This is a genomic window from Teichococcus aestuarii (assembly GCF_042651065.1).
Taxonomy (GTDB): domain Bacteria; phylum Pseudomonadota; class Alphaproteobacteria; order Acetobacterales; family Acetobacteraceae; genus Pseudoroseomonas; species Pseudoroseomonas aestuarii.
Genome location: NZ_JBHSCH010000031.1, coordinates 1 through 16,957 on the forward strand (window position 1 = coordinate 1; position 16,957 = coordinate 16,957).

The 16,957-nt window shown below is 73.2% G+C and carries 14 protein-coding genes; 8 read left to right on the top strand and 6 right to left on the bottom strand.

The genetic code is table 11. The annotated features are described in order from the left end of the window. Positions 1 to 156 precede the first annotated feature (156 nt). Both ACFOY6_RS13160 and ACFOY6_RS13165 read right to left on the bottom strand, forming a co-directional pair. The gene (locus tag ACFOY6_RS13160) at positions 157 to 366 is read right to left on the bottom strand and encodes a hypothetical protein (RefSeq protein ID WP_109515977.1); all 210 of its coding nucleotides are present in this window, start codon (positions 364 to 366) and stop codon (positions 157 to 159) included. Then, positions 366 to 1,001: a TetR family transcriptional regulator gene (locus tag ACFOY6_RS13165; protein ID WP_109515978.1), complete on the bottom strand. Its 636-nt coding sequence runs from the start codon at positions 999 to 1,001 to the stop codon at positions 366 to 368. Before ACFOY6_RS13165 ends, ACFOY6_RS13160 begins: the two co-directional genes overlap by 1 nt. 170 nt (positions 1,002 to 1,171) lie before the next feature. Between ACFOY6_RS13165 and ACFOY6_RS13170 the strand changes: the two genes are divergently transcribed. The 3 genes from ACFOY6_RS13170 (at position 1,172) to ACFOY6_RS13180 (ending at position 6,975) form a co-directional block, all read left to right on the top strand. Next, positions 1,172 to 2,302: an efflux RND transporter periplasmic adaptor subunit gene (locus ACFOY6_RS13170; protein ID WP_379633633.1), complete on the top strand. Its 1,131-nt coding sequence runs from the start codon at positions 1,172 to 1,174 to the stop codon at positions 2,300 to 2,302. Positions 2,303 to 2,306: 4 nt separating this feature from the next. Next, the gene (locus tag ACFOY6_RS13175) at positions 2,307 to 5,483 is read left to right on the top strand and encodes an efflux RND transporter permease subunit (RefSeq protein ID WP_109515980.1); all 3,177 of its coding nucleotides are present in this window, start codon (positions 2,307 to 2,309) and stop codon (positions 5,481 to 5,483) included. A gap of 130 nt (positions 5,484 to 5,613) precedes the next feature. Continuing rightward, the gene (locus ACFOY6_RS13180; protein WP_379651108.1) at positions 5,614 to 6,975 is read left to right on the top strand and encodes an NAD(P)/FAD-dependent oxidoreductase; all 1,362 of its coding nucleotides are present in this window, start codon (positions 5,614 to 5,616) and stop codon (positions 6,973 to 6,975) included. Between the two features lie 13 nt (positions 6,976 to 6,988). Here ACFOY6_RS13180 and ACFOY6_RS13185 read toward each other — a convergent pair whose 3' ends face one another. Further along, positions 6,989 to 7,390: a rhodanese-like domain-containing protein gene (locus tag ACFOY6_RS13185; protein ID WP_379633621.1), complete on the bottom strand. Its 402-nt coding sequence runs from the start codon at positions 7,388 to 7,390 to the stop codon at positions 6,989 to 6,991. 73 nt (positions 7,391 to 7,463) lie between these two features. On the opposite strand from ACFOY6_RS13185, the gene ftrA reads away from it, so the two are divergent. Beyond that, entirely contained in the window at positions 7,464 to 8,459 is a 996-nt protein-coding gene (gene ftrA, locus ACFOY6_RS13190) for a transcriptional regulator FtrA (RefSeq protein WP_379651110.1), read from the top strand. On the opposite strand, the gene purU is transcribed toward ftrA, so the two are convergent. Further along, positions 8,449 to 9,375, bottom strand: a complete 927-nt coding sequence (gene purU, locus ACFOY6_RS13195; RefSeq protein ID WP_245906163.1) for a formyltetrahydrofolate deformylase — start codon at positions 9,373 to 9,375, stop codon at positions 8,449 to 8,451. The genes ftrA and purU overlap by 11 nt on opposite strands. 173 nt (positions 9,376 to 9,548) lie before the next feature. On the opposite strand from purU, the gene ACFOY6_RS13200 reads away from it, so the two are divergent. Next, entirely contained in the window at positions 9,549 to 10,781 is a 1,233-nt protein-coding gene (locus ACFOY6_RS13200; protein WP_379651112.1) for a BaiN/RdsA family NAD(P)/FAD-dependent oxidoreductase, read from the top strand. A gap of 4 nt (positions 10,782 to 10,785) precedes the next feature. Here ACFOY6_RS13200 and ACFOY6_RS13205 read toward each other — a convergent pair whose 3' ends face one another. Then, positions 10,786 to 13,086: a mechanosensitive ion channel family protein gene (locus ACFOY6_RS13205; RefSeq protein WP_379651114.1), complete on the bottom strand. Its 2,301-nt coding sequence runs from the start codon at positions 13,084 to 13,086 to the stop codon at positions 10,786 to 10,788. Beyond that, positions 13,074 to 14,099 carry a LysR family transcriptional regulator gene (locus tag ACFOY6_RS13210; RefSeq protein ID WP_379651116.1) on the bottom strand — a complete coding sequence of 342 codons (1,026 nt, stop codon included), beginning with the start codon at positions 14,097 to 14,099 and terminating at the stop codon, positions 13,074 to 13,076. The genes ACFOY6_RS13205 and ACFOY6_RS13210 overlap by 13 nt, the downstream gene beginning before the upstream one ends. A 100-nt stretch (positions 14,100 to 14,199) precedes the next feature. Here ACFOY6_RS13210 and ACFOY6_RS13215 point away from each other — a divergent pair, with 100 nt between their 5' ends. From ACFOY6_RS13215 to eutC, 3 genes are all read left to right on the top strand, one after another. After that, positions 14,200 to 14,751, top strand: coding sequence for a GNAT family N-acetyltransferase (locus tag ACFOY6_RS13215; protein WP_379633609.1), 552 nt, complete (start codon positions 14,200 to 14,202; stop codon positions 14,749 to 14,751). A gap of 96 nt (positions 14,752 to 14,847) precedes the next feature. Further along, positions 14,848 to 16,236, top strand: a complete 1,389-nt coding sequence (locus ACFOY6_RS13220; protein WP_379651118.1) for an ethanolamine ammonia-lyase subunit EutB — start codon at positions 14,848 to 14,850, stop codon at positions 16,234 to 16,236. Continuing rightward, positions 16,236 to 16,955, top strand: a complete 720-nt coding sequence (gene eutC, locus ACFOY6_RS13225; protein WP_379651120.1) for an ethanolamine ammonia-lyase subunit EutC — start codon at positions 16,236 to 16,238, stop codon at positions 16,953 to 16,955. The genes ACFOY6_RS13220 and eutC overlap by 1 nt, the downstream gene beginning before the upstream one ends. The last annotated feature ends 2 nt before the right edge of the window (positions 16,956 to 16,957 follow it).

Genomic DNA, 16,957 nt, shown 5'->3' on the forward strand with positions numbered 1-16,957 from the left:
AGCGTCTGCGCGCGCGCAACACCCACCCCCAGCAGCGGAGAGGCCACCACAGCCGCCATCACCACCGCAAACGGCATCACCCCTGGGCGAAACGGACCTGGGCGAAACGGATTCATGGGCAAGAAACCTTCAACGAGAATCGGCAAGGCGCGAGGATCATGGCATGCGCGCCGGCGCTTCGGCCTGCAGCCCCTCGGCCCAGATATTGCCCGGCTCAGGCCGCAGCGGCGCCGAGCCGCCCGCGTCGCCCCGCACGGCGCTCAGCGTGCTGCCCCCCGCCATCTCCGGGCCGGCGCCGGAGCCGGAGCAGGCCACGGCAAGCAGCGGCAGCCCCGCCAAAAGACCGATGCGCAGAATGCGCTGCATCATTTCTCTCCTCCGGAACCGGGGCGGGCGGCGACGCAGTCCAGGAAGGACCGTATGGCGTCACTCACCTCCCCCGAAAGGGTGAAATCCGCCTCCCCGCGCAGCCATTCGTGCAGGAAGCCGCTGACCAGGGCATACAGGAACAGCGCCGCACGCTCGGGCGGCCAGGCGGGCGAGAGGCCGCCGCGCTCCGCCACCTCCTGGAAGCGCTGGCGCAGCGTCTCGCGCACTTCGGCATCGGCCTGGCGGCGGCGCAACAGAGCCGGCGCCATCTCGGCCACATATTCACAACGATGCAACATGATCGTCAGCAGCCGCCGCCGGCGTGGATTCTCCTCGAAATCCTTGATAGCGGTGGTGATGGCGCGCGCCATGGTCGGGAGGGAGCCATCCTCCTCGGAGCATAGGCGCTGCTTCATCTCGTCCTGCAACAGGACAAGGCGCTCGTCCAGCGCCAGGAAAAGGCCCAGCTTGTCACGGAAATGCCAATGCACCGCCCCCCTGGTGCAGCCCGCGACACGGGCCACCTCATCGAGGGAGGCACGGGCGACGCCACGCTCCAGGAAGACCTGCTCGGCCGCGTCGAGGAGGGCCTCGCGCGTCTCATCGGCTTCCTGTTTTGTGCGTCGCGCCATTTCCAACCTTGCAGCTGCGTTACCCTTCTTTATATACATACTTGAAGGTATCTTTACAAGCCGCCGGCGACGCCGCGGACCGTTTCCCTGGAGGATCCATGCAGCTCCTGCACCGTCGCGGGATAGCCGCCCTCGGCCTGTTTCTGTTGGCCGGTCCGGCTCTGGCCCAGATGCCCGGCGGCCCCCCACCCGCTGTCGGCGTGGCGCCGGTGGCCCAGCGGGCCATCACCGAGACCAACGAGTTCATCGGCCGCGTCGAGGCCACCGACCGGGTGGAGCTGATGGCGCGCGTCACCGCCTTCCTGGAGAAGCGCGAGTTCAACGAGGGCGCCGAGGTGAAGCAGGGCGACCTGCTGTTCCGCCTCGAGCGCGGGCCGTTCGAGGCGCAGCTGCAGATCGCCCGCGCCGGCGTGGCCGAGGCCGAGGCCCAGCTGCAGAACGCCAATGTGACGCTGAACCGCGCCCAGGCCCTGCTGAACACCGTGGCCGGCCAGCGCTCCACCGTCGACACCGCCCTGGCGGCGCAGCGCGGCGCCCAGGCGCAGCTGCTCTCCGCCCAGGCGCAGGAGCGCCAGGCGCAGATCAATCTCGACTACACCGAGATCCGCGCCCCCATCTCCGGCCGCATCGGCCGCGCGGTGGTGACGCCGGGCAACGTGGTGACGCCCTCCTCCGGCCCGCTGGCGGTGATCGTCAGCCAGGACCCGATGTATGTCTCCTTCAGCGTGCCGATGCGCACCGTCCTGCAGCTGCGCGACCGCTATGCAAGCCGCGGCGGCCTGGACGCCGTGTCGGTGAAGCTGCGCCTGCAGGATGGCCGCATGTACGGCCAGACCGGCAAGCTGGACTTCGTCGATGTCAGCGTCGGCCAGGACACCGACAGCCTCGCCATGCGCGGCCGCATGCCCAACCCGCCGCTGGCCGGCTCGCCGGGCGGCGGGCGCGAGCTGACCGCCAACCAGTTCGTCAGCGTGGTGCTGGAGGCGGTGGAGCCGGTGCAGCTGCTGACCGTGCCGCGCGCCGCCGTGAGCACCGACCAGCGGGGTGACTTCGTCTACGTCATCGGCCAGGGCAACAAGGCCGAGCGGCGTGCCGTCCGGCTCGGCTCGCAATCCACGCCGAGCCTCGCCGTCGTCACCGAGGGCCTGAAGGAGGGCGAGCAGGTGGTGGTGGAGGGCCTGCAGCGCGTGCGGCCGAACACCGAGGTGAACCCGGCGCCGGTCCAGCCGGCGGGCCAGGGCCAGGGTCAGGGCCAGCCGCGGCAGCCAGGCGGCGCCGCGGCGCCACGCCAGGGAGGCTGAGCGCGTGTTCTCCGCAATCTTCGTCGAGCGCCCGCGCCTCGCCATCGTCATCGCCATCGTGATGACGATCGCGGGCGCGCTGTCGCTCACGCGCATCCCTGTCTCGCAGTTCCCCGACATCGTGCCGCCGCAGGTGCAGGTCAGCGCCACCTATCCCGGCGCCTCGGCCGAGGTGGTGGAGCAGGCCGTCGGCCAGCCGCTGGAGGCGCAGGTCGTCGGCGTCGAGAACTCGATCTACATGCGCTCCACCAGCGGCAGCGACGGCAGCTACACGCTGAACGTCAGCTTCCGGCTGGGCAGCAACGCCGACATCAACACCGTCAACGTCAACAACCGCGTGCAGGCCGCGCTGTCGCTGATGCCGACGGAGGTGCAGCAGCAGGGCATCCAGGTCCGCAAGCAGTCCTCCTCCATCCTGCAGGTGCTGTTCCTCTACGCGAACGAGGCGGGGGAGTACGACCCGCTCTTCCTGACCAACTATGCCACGCTGAACCTGCTGGACGAGATCTCGCGCACCCAGGGCGTGGGCTCCGCCACGCTGTTCTCGCGCCAGAACTACGCCATGCGCATCTGGTTCGACACGCAGCGGCTGGTCAGCCTGAACCTCTCGCCGTCCGACATCATCAACGTCATCCGCACCCAGAACGTGCAGGCGCCCGCCGGCCGCATCGGCGCGCAGCCGGTGCCGAGGGACCAGGCGGTGCAGATGAACGTCCGCACCCAGGGCCGCCTGTCCACGCCCGAGCAGTTCGGCGACATCGTCATCCGCGCCAACCCGGACGGCTCGCTGCTGCGGGTGCGGGATGTGGCGCGGGTCGAGATGGGGCCGCAGAACCAGGACGTCAGCACCCGGCTGAACGGCCAGGACGGCGTCGGCATCGGCATCTACCTCGCCCCCGGCGCCAACGCGGTGAACGCCGCCGCGGCGGTGGGCGCGACGCTGGAGCGCGTGCGCGCCCGCATGCCCGAAGGCATGACCGTCCGCCCGGTGTTCGACACCACCATCTTCGTCTCCGACACCATCCACGAGGTCATCAAGACCCTGGTGGAGGCCTTCGTGCTGGTGGGCGTGGTGGTGTTCCTGTTCCTCGGCAGCCTGCGCGCCACCATCATCCCCATCATCGCGGTGCCGGTCAGCCTGATCACCACCTTCGCGGTGCTGCTGGTGATGGGCTACTCGGCCAACACCGTCTCGCTGCTGGCCATGGTCCTGGCCATCGGCATCGTCGTCGACGACGCCATCGTGGTGGTCGAGAACGTCGAGCGGGTGATGGAGGAGGAGCCGGAGCTCTCCCCGGCCGAGGCCACCAAGAAGGCGATGGCGCAGATCACCGCGCCGATCATCGCCATCACCCTGGTGCTGCTCTCGGTCTTCGTGCCGATCGGCTTCATCCCCGGCCTCTCCGGCGTGCTGTTCCGGCAGTTCGCGGTGACCATCTCGGTCGCCATGGTGATCTCGGCGATCAACGCGCTGACCCTCTCCCCCGCCCTCTGCGCCATCCTGATGCGCCATGGCGGCGAGCGGCGCGGCATCATGGGCTGGATCAGCCGGCGCATCGACAATGTGCGCGACGGCTATGCCGGGCTGGTGCGGCGGCTGCTGCGGCTGGCCATCGTCAGCATCGTGCTGGTCGGCGCCTTCGGCTTCGGCGCCTTCACCCTCGCCAGCAAGGTGCCGCAGGGCTTCCTCCCCTCCGAGGACCAGGGCGCCTTCATCATCGCCTTCCAGCTGCCCGACGGCGCCGCGCAGCCGCGCACCAGCGCGGTGGTGGCCGACATGGAGCGCCGGCTGAAGGAGCTGCCGCAGGTGCGCGACGCCATCGCCATCGTCGGCCTGTCGCTGCTCGACAGCAGCAACTCCTCCTCCGCCGCCACCATGTTCGTGCAGCTCAAGGAGTTCAGCGAGCGCACCGGCCCGGGCGACAACGTGCAGGCGCTGATCGGCCGGATCTTCATGGAGAGCCAGCAGATCCGCGGTGCGCAGATCATCCCGATCAACCTGCCGCCGATCATCGGCCTGTCCACCGGCGGCGGCTTCGAGTACCAGCTGGAGAGCCTGGAAGGCGCGGACCCGGCGCAGATCGGCCAGGTGATGGGCGGGCTGCTCGCCGCCGCCAACCAGGACCCGCGGCTGACCCAGGTGTTCTCCACCTTCTCCGCCCGCGCCCCCTCGCTCTACCTCGACATCGACCGCGAGAAGGCGCAGGCGCTGGGCCTGACCATGACCGACGTGTTCGCGGCGCTGCAATCCACGCTGGGCAGCAGCTTCGTGAACAACTTCAACCTCTACGGCCGCACCTGGCAGGTGCTGGTGCAGGGCGAGGCGCAGGACCGGCGCAGCGAGGAGGATCTCTGGAAGATCCAGATCCGCAACGCGCGCGGCGTCATGGTGCCGCTGCGCGCCATCGCCACCGTGCGCACGGTGGTCGGGCCGCAGACCATCACGCGCTACAACAACTACCGCTCCATCACCATCCAGGGCAGCCCGGCCCCGGGCGTCTCCTCGGGCGCCGCGCTGCAGGCGATGGAGGAGATCTCCCGCAACACCCTGCCCGCCGGCTACGCCTTCGAGTGGACCGGCACCGCCTTCCAGGAGCGCCAGGCCCAGGGCCAGACGGTCTACATCCTGGCGCTGGCGGTCCTCTTCGCCTTCCTCTTCCTGGTGGCGCTGTACGAGAGCTGGGTCATCCCCATCCCCGTGCTGCTCTCCGTGGTGGTGGGCGTGATGGCGGCGGTGGGGGCGATCTCCTTCGCCGGGCTGTCGATGGACCTCTACGCGCAGATCGGCCTCGTCGTGCTGATCGCGCTGGCGGCCAAGAATGGCATCCTGATCATCGAGTTCGCCAAGGAACAGCGGGAGGCCGGGCGCTCCATCCTGGAGGCCGCCGAGATGGGCGCCCGCCTGCGCTTCCGCGCCGTGATGATGACCTCGATCGCCTTCATCCTCGGCCTGGTGCCGCTGGTCTGGGCGAGCGGCGCCTCGATGCTGGCGCGGCGGGCGGTCTCCACCCCCGTCTTCGCCGGCATGATCGCCGCCTCCACCATCGGCATCTTCCTGATCCCGATGCTCTACGTGGTGTTCCAGCGGATGCGCGAGGCGACGCACCGCCGTCTCGGCCGGGGCCAGCATGCCGGCACGGGCCATGCCGGCGCCGGCGGGCACGGCCCGGCGGCCCACTGAGGCCCGGCGCATTAGCCCGGCCGGCGGGGGGCAACCCATTCGCCCCCCGCCGGTTCACCTCCCGATAGCAGGACGAAAACGAAGGGGCGCCATCCTGCATGGCGCCCCTTCTCCATGTGGAGATACGCGCATGCCCGGCCCTTCCTCCGAGCCCTCGCCACGCCCCCTCGCGGTCACGCCCGCCCCGGCCCGGGCGGTGCCGAAGCGCATCGTGATCGTGGGCGGCGGCGCGGGCGGGGTGCATCTGGCCACACGGCTGGGGCACCTCCTCGGGCGCCGCGGCCGCGCGGAGATCCTGCTGCTGGACCGCGATTCCAGCCACATCTGGAAACCCCTGCTGCACGAGGTGGCGGCCGGCACGCTGGACACGGGGCAGGAGCAGCTCGGCTTCATTGCCCATGCCAGCCGGCACGGCTTCCGCTACCTGCCGGGCGAGATGGTGGGGCTGGACCGCGCGGCGCGGCAGGTGCAGCTCGGCCCCCTGCGCGACCGCGCCGGCACCGAGGTGCTGCCCCCCCGCACCGTGGAGTACGACCTGCTGGTGCTGGCCGTGGGCAGCCGCGCCAATGATTTCGGCATCCCCGGCGTGCGCGAGCACTGCCACTTCATCGACAGCCGCAACCAGGCGGAGGACTTCAACACCGCGCTCCGCACCGAGGTGATCCGCTGCCTGGCGGCGGCGGACGGCGCCACGCTCGACATCGCCATCGTCGGCGCGGGCGCCACGGGGGTGGAGCTGACGGCCGAGATCAACACCGCCCTCGACCTCGCCGCCGCCTATGGCTTCCCCGGCCTGCGCGAGCGGCTGCGGCTGACCCTGGTGGAGACCGCGCCGCGTATCCTGGGCGCCCTGCCCGAGCGCGTGGCCGAGGCCTCGCGCCAGGAGCTGGAGCGGCAGAAGGCCGTGGTGCTGACCGGCGCGCAGGTGGTCTCGGTGGATGCCGAGGGGCTGAACCTGAAGGATGGCCGGCGCGTGCCCGCCAGGCTGAAGGTCTGGGCGGCCGGCGTGGCCGCGCCTGCCTTCCTGCACGAGCTGGACGGGCTGGAAAGCCAGCGCAACGCCCAGCTCGTGGTGCGCCCGACGCTGCAGACCACGCGGGACGACGCCATCTTCGCCATGGGCGATTGCGCCGCCCTCACCCTCCCCGGCCAGGAGCGCCCGCTCGGCGCCACGGCGCAGGTGGCGCAGCAGCAGGCGAAGCATCTGGCGCGCGCCATTCCCGCCCTGCTGGAAGGCAGGCCCCTGCCGGAGTTCGACTACCAGCACCGCGGGGCGCTGGTGGCCATCGGCCACTACAACGCCTTCGGCAGCCTGGGCCGGCGCGGGCTGCTGGGCGGCGGCACCTTCATCCAGGGCCGCATCGCCCAGATCAGCTATGCCTCGCTCTACCGCCAGCACCAGCTGGCGCTGCACGGCTTCTGGCGCTCGCTGCTGTTCTGGGCCTCCGACCTGCTGCGCCGTGCCAGCACCCCGCGCGTGCGGCTGGAGTGAGGGGCGGCGCGGCTCAGCCCGCGCCTTCGGCGAAGGCGAAGCCCTCATCCGCCCAGCCGGTCATGCCGCCCAGCATCAGCTTCACCCGCCGCCCCAGCCGGGCGAGGCGCAGCGCCGCGCGATCCGCCCCGTTGCAGTGCGGGCCGGCGCAGTAGGCGACGAACAGCGTCTCCGCCGGCCAGGCTTCCAGCGCCGCCGCGTCGATCCGCGCATGCGGCAGGTTCACCGCCCCCGGCACATGGCTGCGCGCGAAGGCGCCCGGGCCGCGGACGTCGAGCAGCACGAAATCCGCAGCACCCGCCCGCAGGGCGGCGTGGACGTCGGCGCAGTCGGTCTCGAACGCCAGACGCCGGGCGAAATGCGCGGCCGCCTCCTCGGGCGCGGCGGCGGGTATGGCGGCGACGGGGCTGGGCATCCTCGGCTCCTCTGCTGGATCGCATGGCCCGGCCATGCTGCGCCCGCCGCGCCGGGGCTGGTGAGTGGCCGGGATGCCACCTATCGTCGAGATCGTGCCAAACCCCGCCCCGCCCCGGAACCGCCTCGTCGTGCTGCTGGCCTATGACGGGCTCTGCACCTTCGAGTTCGGCTGCGCGGTGGAGGTGTTCGGCCTGCCCCGCCCGGAGCTGGAGCCGGACTGGTACCGCTTCGCCGTCGCCGCCATCGAGCCGGGGCCGCTGCGCGCCACCGGCGGCGTGCGGGTGCTGGCCGATGGCGGGATGGCGCTGCTGGAGCAGGCCGGCACCATCGTCATCCCCGGCTGGCGCGGCATCGATGCGCCGGTGCCCGAGGACCTGGCCGTGGCGCTGCGGGCGGCGGCGGCGCGCGGGGCGCGGCTGCTCTCGCTCTGCTCCGGCGCCTTCGTGCTGGCGGCGGCCGGGCTGCTGGAAGGCCGCAGCGCCACCACCCACTGGCACCATGCCGCGGCGCTGGCGGCCCGCCACCCCGGCCTGCGCGTGGTGCCGGACGTCCTCTATGTGGACGAGGGCATGGTGCTGACCGCCGCCGGCAGCGCGGCGGGGCTCGATCTCTGCCTGCACCTGGTGCGGCGGGACTGGGGCGCGGCCGTGGCCAACAGCGTGGCGCGGCGCCTGGTCGTGCCGCCGCACCGGCAGGGCGGGCAGGCGCAGTATGTGGAGCGGCCCGTGCCACGGGAGCGCGCCGGCGGCCACCGCCTCGGCCCGCTGCTGGACGCGGTGCGCGCCAGCCTGGCCGAGCCGTGGGACATCGGCCGGCTCGCCGCCGCCGCGGCGCTGAGCCCGCGCGGCCTGCACCGGCATTTCCGTGCCGCCACCGGCCAGAGCCCCGGCGCCTGGCTGCTGGCCGAGCGCCTCGCCCGGGCGCGGGAACTACTGGAGACCGGCCGCCTGCCGGTGCAGGCGGTGGCGGAGGCCAGCGGCTTCGCCACCGCCGCGGCGCTGCGGCACCATTTCCGCGCCGCGCTGGGCAGCAGCCCGGCGGCCTACCGGGCGCGCTTCAGCCGGTGAACACGACCGTCTTGTTGCCGTTGAGGATCACGCGGTCCTCCAGGAAGAAGGTGATGGCGCGGGCCAGCACGCGGCGCTCGATGTCCCGCCCCTTGCGGACGAGGTCCTCGGCCGTGTCGTGGTGGCTGATGCGCTCCACGTCCTGCTCGATGATCGGCCCCTCGTCGAGGTCGGCCGTCACGAAATGCGCGGTGGCGCCGATCAGCTTGACGCCGCGCGCATGCGCCTGGTGGTAGGGGCGCGCGCCCTTGAAGCCGGGCAGGAAGGAGTGGTGGATGTTGATGCAGCGCCCCGGCAGCTTCGCCGCAAGCCCGTCCGACAGCACCTGCATGTAGCGCGCCAGCACCATCAGGTCGGAGCGCGTCTCCTGGAACAGGCGCCAGATCTCCGCCTCCTGCTCCATCTTGGTGGCGCGCGTCACCGGCAGGTGGTGGAAGGGCACGCCGGTGAAGTCGAGATGCGCATAGGTCTCCAGCGGATGGTTGGAGACGATGCCGGTCAGCTCCATCGGCAGCTCGCCGATGCGCCAGCGGTAGAGCAGGTCGGCCAGGCAGTGGTCGAACCGGCTCACCAGCAGCATCACCCGGCGCTTCGCGGCGCGCTCGCGCAGCGTCCACTGCATGCCGAAGCGCTCGCCCACCGGCTGCACCGCCGCGCGCAGCGCCGCCGCCTCCGCCTCCGGCGGCACGTCGAACACCACCCGCATGAAGAAGCGGCCGGTGGCGGTGTCGTCGAATTGCTGCGCCTCCTGGATGTTGCCGCCCGCCTCAAACAGCGCCGTCGCCACCGCGGCGACGATGCCGGGGCGGTTGGCGCAGGTCAGCGTCAGCACATGGTCGGTGCGCAGCCTGGCCAGGCTCTGCGTGTCCCGGCTCTGGATGTCCTGGCTCGGGCCGGCGGGAATGGGAAGCGTCATCGCGGGGGAGATACTCTGCGGTTCTGATGGGGCGGCAGGGGTCGGGCGCCGGCGGGCGCGCTGCCGCCGGGCAAAATACAGGAGAAAGGCTGGCCGCGCTGCCCCCGGATGCCGCGCCATGCGCGGGCGAGGCATGCGCTGCCCCACCCTCCCCGATCCGCTATAAGGCGGGCGTGCTGAATGAAATCTCCTCCCCCTGGGCCGCCGTGCTCGGGGCCGGGCCGGCCGGGCTGATGGCCGCCGAGACCCTCGCCCAGGCCGGACACCGCGTGGTGGTGTTCGACCGGATGCCCTCCGTGGCGCGAAAGTTCCTGATGGCGGGGCGCGGCGGGCTGAACCTCACCCACACCGAACCGCTGCCCGCCTTCATCGCCCGCTACGGCGCGGCGGCGCGGCCTCTCGCGCCGCTCATCGAGGCGTTCCCGCCCGAGGCGCTGATGCGCTGGGCGGAGGCGCTGGGCCAGCCCGTCTTCACCGGCAGCTCCGGCCGGGTGTTCCCGCGCGCCATGAAGGCCTCGCCGCTGCTGCGCGCCTGGCTGGCGCGGCTCGCCGCACAGGGCGTGGAGATCCGGACGCGGCATGACTGGCAGGGCTTCGCGCCGGATGGCGCGCTGCGCTTCCACACGCCCGCCGGCCCTTCGGTGCCGCGCCCCACGGCCACGGTTCTGGCGCTGGGCGGCGCCTCCTGGCCGCGCCTCGGGGCGGATGGAAGCTGGGTTCCGGCGCTGGCCGGCCTGCCGGTGGCGCCACTCCGCCCGGCCAATATGGGCTTCCGCGTCCCGTGGTCGGACGTCTTCGCCGCGCGCCATGCCGGCACGCCGCTGAAGCGCATCGCCCTGCACTTCGGGGACCGCGCCGTGCGCGGCGAGGCGGTGATCACCCGCGACGGCATCGAGGGCGGCGCGATCTATGCCCTCTCCGCCCCGCTGCGCGAGGCCATCGCGGCCGATGGCGTGGCGGTGCCGCGGCTCGACCTGCGGCCGGACCTCCCGGCCGAGGAAGTGGCACGCCGGCTCTCGGCGCCGCGCCGGGGCCAGTCGCTCTCCACCTTCCTGCGCAAGGCGCTGGCGCTGCCGCCGGTCTCGATCGGGCTGGTGCAGGAGGCCCTGCATGGCGGCGCCGCGCCCGAGGCGCTGCCCGCCTTGCTAAAGGCGCTGCCCCTGCGGCTGGTGGCGCCGCAGGGGCTGGAGCGGGCCATCTCCTCGGCCGGCGGCCTCTCCCTGGCGGCGCTGGACGCGTGGCTGATGCTGCGGGAGCGCCCCGGCCTGTTCGCCGCCGGCGAGATGCTGGACTGGGAGGCGCCGACCGGCGGCTACCTCCTGCAGGCCTGCTTCGCCACCGGGCTCCGGGCCGGCCAGGGCGCGGCGCGCTGGCTGTCCGCCGCCGGGGCGCCCGGCCAGGGCTGAAGCCTCAGCCCGGCTGCCGGGCCTCGGTGCCGGAGTCCGGCCCCGTCTCCGGCTCCGGCCAGGCCGCGCGGGAGGGCAGCAGGAGGGAGGGGCGCGGCGGCGTCAGCGGAATGCCCTCGCGGTCGAAGCGCTGCTTCAGCCGCAGGTTGAAGGCGCGGCCCACCCCCCATTGCTGCTGCGCGCGGGTGCGCAGCCCGCCCATGATGGTGATGCCCTCCGGCGTGAACTGGTCCACGCCCCAGATCTGCAGGCCGCTCAGCATGTTGGGGCCGAACTCAGGGTCGGCCCGCAGCGCCTCGCCCACCTCGGTCATGATCTCCATCACGCGGTCCAGATCGGCGTCGTAGCCCACCACCACCTTGACCGTGTAGACGCCGAAGCCGCGCGAGCGGTTCTTCATCGCCTTGATCTGGCTGAAGGGAATGGTGTGCAGCGCGCCCTCGCCGTCGCGGATGCGCACGGTGCGGATGGTGACGCTCTCCACCACCCCCGCGCGGTCGCCGGTGTCGATCGTGTCGCCAATGGCGATGGTGTCCTCGATCAGCATGAACAGGCCGGTGATGACGTCCTGCACCAGCTGCTGCGCGCCGAAGGAGATGGCCAGGCCGACGACGCCGGCACCCGCCAGCAGCGGCGCCACGTTGATGCCGAGATTGCTCATCACCGCGATGACGGTGAGCACGCAGAGCACGACGAAGGCGAAGTTGCGCAGCATCGGCAGCAGGGTGCGGGCGCGGGTGCTGTGGTCGCGCGGGCGGCCGCTGGCGTCGCTCGGCAGCAGCGCGTGCTCCACCGCCGTGTCCAGCGTGATCCAGATGACCCAGCCCACCAGCACCGCCACCGCGATGGAGGCGATGGGGCGGAAGATGGCGAAGCCGATGCCGCCGCTGATCCAGGCCAACACGTCGAAGTTCCACAGCCGCAGGCAGAGCGCCACCACCAGCACGCCCGCCACCACGCGCAGCAGGCGGCGCAGCAGGCCGAGATAGCGCCCCTGCAACTGCCGGACGAGGCCGCCGCGGCCCTGCTGCATGCCCGACACCATGCGCCCCAGCATGCCCGACAGCGCGAAGGTGACGGCCATGACCAGCACGATCAGCCCGATGGTGAGCAGCGCGCGGCCGAGGAAGGAGCCCTGCCCCAGCCCCAGCAGGCGGGAGATGATGTGCCCCGCCACCAGGATCAGCGCCAGGAAGTGCCAGTTGTCGGCCACGGTGCGGCCCACGGCGCGCAGCGTGCCGCCCTTGCCGGTGGCCGCCTCGTCGCGGCTGTCCAGCAGCAGGCGGCGCACGGCGCGGCGGCGGCGCAGCACGAACAGGATGGAGACGACCACCAGCGCCGCATCCAGCGCCAGCCCGGCCAGCAGGGCCGCATCCGGCCCGATGATCCAGCGCAGCTCGGCGTCGCGCAGGTTGGAGCTGGCGGCGGCCAGGGCGGCCAGCGCCACCAGCCAGGGCAGCACGCGCCGCCGCGCGTAGCGGGCGATCTGCCAGCCGCGCAGCGGGCCCAGCAGGAAGAACAGCGGATGCCCCAGCCGCCAGACCAGCGCGCCCAGCAGGAAGGGCGTGGCCACTGCCAGGAACAGCCGCGCCTCCTGCCAGCCGCCCGGCACCATGGCCTGCCAGCCGAAGATCACCAGCGCCGCCGGCAGCAGCGGCGCCAGCCGGCGGGCCGCCTCGAGGCCGGCGGTGCGCCACAGCGCGGCGCGGCTCTCGGGCTGGAAGCGCTCGGCGTCGCGGCGCGGCCGCAGCCAGCCCAGGGCCGAAAGCCCGTAGAGCAGCGCCGCCGCCAGCCCCCAGCCGGCGCCGGCCCAGAGCACGAAGTGCCACAGGTCGCCATCACGCCAGGCGGTGCCCAGCCGGCCGGCCAACTGCTCGCCGGCGGCGGTGAGCCGGTGCCCCAGGGCGCCGCCTTCCACCTGCTCCCGCACCGACTGCCCCACATCGGTCAGCCCGGCCGCCACCGCGCCCAGCAGCCCGGCCTCCGGCGGCGGCTCGGCGGGGGCGGCGGCTCCGGCCGGGGTGGTGCCGTCGGCGGCGGTGCCATCGGCGCTGCCCTGGCCACGCGCGGCGAGGCTGGCGCGCAGCTGTTCGAGCTGGCCGACGAAGGCGGCGCGCTCGGCGTCGTTGCGCAGCGTGCCCAGGATGCCGTCGAGGGCGGCCACCGGGTCGGGCGCGGCGGGGGTGTTGGTGGCGGGGGCGGTGGTGGCCGGCGCGGCGGGCGCGCCCTGGCCGCGGGCCGCCAGGGGCAGCCCCAGGCCCAGGCCAAGCAGCGCCGCCGCCAGCCAGCAGGTCAGTCTTTGCAATCCAGGCACGGAAGATCCCCTGTCCCCGGCGCGGAGGTGCCGGGCCGTCGTGTGAATGCCATGCTCGCCGGGCCGGTTGCGCCCGGCGCTTCCCCCTGAGCCTCCCCTTGGCCCTGGAGAACGGGCGGCGTGGCGCGCAGGGCCTGGAGCCCCTCCAGCAGCACGCGCAGCCCGTGCTCGCGGATCTTCTCCCGCCGCAGCACCAGGCCCAGCTCGCGCGGCAAGGCGGGGCGCAATGGCCGCAGCACCGTGCCCGGCGGCGCCACCGGCACCGCGAGGGAGGGCACCACCGAAGCCCCCAGCCCGCCCGCCACGAGTCCCTTGATCGCCTCCACGCTGCCCAGCTCCATCAGCGGGCGCGGCGCCAGGCCGGCACGGGCGAACCAGGCATCGACCAGCCGCCGGCTGGTCCCGCCCGATTCATAGAGGATCAGCGGCAGGCGGGCCAGTTCCGCCGGGCGCAGCGCGGCGGCGGCGGGCGCCATGGCCTCCGGCAGCAGGGCGAGCTGCGGGTCGGCGCGCAGCCGCGTCACCTGCAGGGCACGGCTGCCGCCGGCGGGCAGCGTCACCAGCGCCAGGCCCAGCGCCCCCTCCTCCACCCGCCGCACCATCTCGGCCGAATTGCCCGTGGCCACCACGATCTCCAGCCCGGGATGCGCCCGCTTCACCGCCGCCAGCACGGGCGGCAGCAGGTGGATGCAGGCCGAGGCGCCGGTGCCGAGCCGCACCCGTCCGGCCAGCCCGCCGCGATGCCGGGCGGCGGCGGCGGACACCGCCTCGGCTGCCTCGATCGCCTGCCGGGCGGGGCCGAGCAGCGCCTGCCCGGCCGCGGTGGGCAGGGAGCGGCCGCCCGCCCGGTCCAGCAGCCGCAAGCCGAGCAGCCGCTCCAGCTCCCGCAATTGCTGGCTCAGCGCCGGCTGGGTGAGGCCCAGGGAGCGGGCGGCCAGCGAGACGCTGCCGGCTTCGACGATGGCGAGATAGGCGCGGAGCTGGCGCAGGGTCGGGGCAGCCATAAGGCAATGTGATCCGAATGCGGCGTATCAGAAAGATTTTCTTGGCCCCCGCGCGGCCCGGCCGCACCCTGGCGCGAGGATTGCATTGCCGGACAGCACCATGAGCACCACCCTTGCCGCCACCCTGCTGCGCCCCGCCACCGAGGCCGACCTGCCCGCCATCACGGCCATCTATGGCCACCATGTGCGGCAGGGCTGCGCCTCCTTCGAGACGGCGCCACCCGACCTGCCCGAGATGCGCCGCCGCTTCGCCGCCATCCTGGCGCAGGGCATGCCCTATCTGGTGGCGGAGCAGGATGGCGCGGTGCTGGGCTACGCCTATGCCGGCCCCTACCGCCCCCGCGCCGCCTACCGGGACACGGTGGAGAACTCCATCTATGTGCGCGCCGATGCCGCGGGGCGCGGCCTGGGCCGGCTGCTGCTCGGCGCGCTGCTCGAGGCCTGCACGGCGCGGGGCGCCCGGCAGATGATCGCCGTGGTGGGGGACAGCGACAACATCGCCTCCATCCGGCTGCACGAGGCGATGGGCTTCACCCTGGTCGGCACGCTGCGCAGCGTCGGCCGCAAACATGGGCGGTGGCTGGATTCCGTGCTGCTGCAACGGGCACTCGGAGAGGGCGACGCCACGCCGCCGGAGACCGAGCCGGCGTGAGGCGCCCGCGCGCCCAAGGGGTGCACCAGGGGGATGCACCAAGGGGATGCGCCCCGGGCGCCGGCCGTGGCAGCATGCCGCCGGAGGAGGCCGCGCATGACGACCCGCACCAGCCTGGCCGGTGGCGAGCGCCACCGCTTCGAGGATCTCAAGGCCCTGCTCGCCGCCGCCTCCCCCCGCCGCTCGGGCGACGAGCTGGCGGGCATCGCGGCGGCGAGCGACGCGCGGCGCGTCGCCGCCCGCATGGCGCTGGCCGAGCTGCCGCTGGATGCCTTCCTCAACGAGGCGCTGATCCCCTACGAGCAGGACGAGGTGACGCGGCTGATCATCGACCGGCATGACGCCACCGCCTTCGCGCCCATCCGCCACCTGACGGTGGGCGGCCTGCGCGACCGGCTGCTGGCGCATGAGACGGATGCCGCCTTCCTCGCCGCCCTGGCGCCGGGGCTGACGCCGGAGATGGTGGCCGCCGTCTCCAAGCTGATGCGCAACCAGGACCTGATCGCGGTGGCCCGGAAGTGCCGCGTCGTCACCGCCTTCCGCAACACGATCGGGCTGGAGGGACGGCTGGCCAGCCGGCTGCAGCCCAACCACCCGACGGACGACCCGCGGGGCATCGCCGCCGCCATGCTGGACGGGCTGCTGCTCGGCAGCGGCGACGCGGTGATCGGCATCAACCCCGCCACCGACAACATCGCCAACGGCATCGCCCTGACCGAGATGCTGGAGCGGCTGCGGCTGCGCCACGACATGCCGGTGCAGGGCTGCGTGCTGACGCATGTGACCAACGCCATCGCCATGATCGAGCGCGGCGCGCCGGTGGACCTGGTGTTCCAGTCCGTCGCCGGCACGGAGGGCGCCAATGCGGGATTCGGCGTCAACCTCGCCTTGCTGCGGGAGGCGCATGAGGCGGCGCTCTCGCTGAAGCGCGGCACGGTGGGCGACAACGTGATGTATTTCGAGACCGGCCAGGGCGCCGCCCTCTCGGCCGAGGCGCATCACGGCGTGGACCAGCAGACGGTGGAGGCGCGCGCCTATGCCGTGGCGCGGGAATTCCGCCCGCTGCTGGTCAATACGGTGGTGGGCTTCATCGGCCCCGAATACCTCTATGACGGCAAGCAGATCATCCGCGCCGGGCTGGAGGACCATTTCTGCGGCAAGCTGCTCGGCCTGCCGATGGGGGTGGATGTCTGCCACACCAACCACGCCGAGGCCGACCAGGACGACATGGACACGCTGATGACGCTGCTGGGCGTCGCCGGCGTCAACTTCCTGATCGCCGTGCCGGGGGCGGACGATATCATGCTCAACTACCAGAGCCTGTCCTTCCACGACATCCTGGCGCTGCGCGGCCTGCTCGGCCTGCGCCCGGCGCCCGAGTTCGAGGCCTGGCTGGAGCGGATGGAGATGCTGGACCCGCAGGGGCGGATGCGCGCCCTCGACCCCGGCACGGCCCGCCTCGCCCGGCTGGTCGAGGCCGGCTGATGGCGGGCTGGGACCGGCTGCGGATGGCCACCCGGGCGCGCATCGGCCTGGGCCGCGCCGGCGACGCCCTGGCGCTGCGCGACGTGCTGGCCTTCCAGATGGCCCATGCCGCGGCGCGCGACGCGGTGCACGCGGCGCTGGAGCTGGAGGCGCTGGCGGCGGACCTCGCGCCCCTCGCCTTCCTGGCGGTGCACAGCGCGGCACCGGACCGCGCCACCTATCTGCGCCGCCCGGATCTGGGCCGCCGCCTGCCGCCGGAGGAGGCGGCAAAGCTGCCGGCGGGGGAGCACGACATCGCCTTCATCCTGGCCGACGGGCTTTCCGCCACCGCCGTGCAGCGCCACGCCCCGGCCCTGCTGCGCGCGGCGCTGGCGCGGCTGCGGCCCTACCGCGTGGCGCCGCTGGTGGTGGCGCGGCAGGCGCGGGTGGCGCTGGGCGACGCCATCGGCGCGGCGCTGGGGGCGCGGCTTTGCGTCATGCTGATCGGTGAGCGGCCGGGGCTGAGCGTGGCGGACAGCCTGGGCGTCTACGTGACCTACGCGCCCCGTCCGGGGCGGGCGGATGCGGAGCGCAACTGCATCTCCAACATCCATGGCCAGGGCGGGCTGGGCTATGAGGTGGCGGCCGACAAGCTGGCCTGGCTGGCGCGCGAGGCGCTGACGCGCCAACTCACCGGGGTAGGGCTGAAGGAGGAGATGACGCCCCTCCTGCCCGGCTGAGC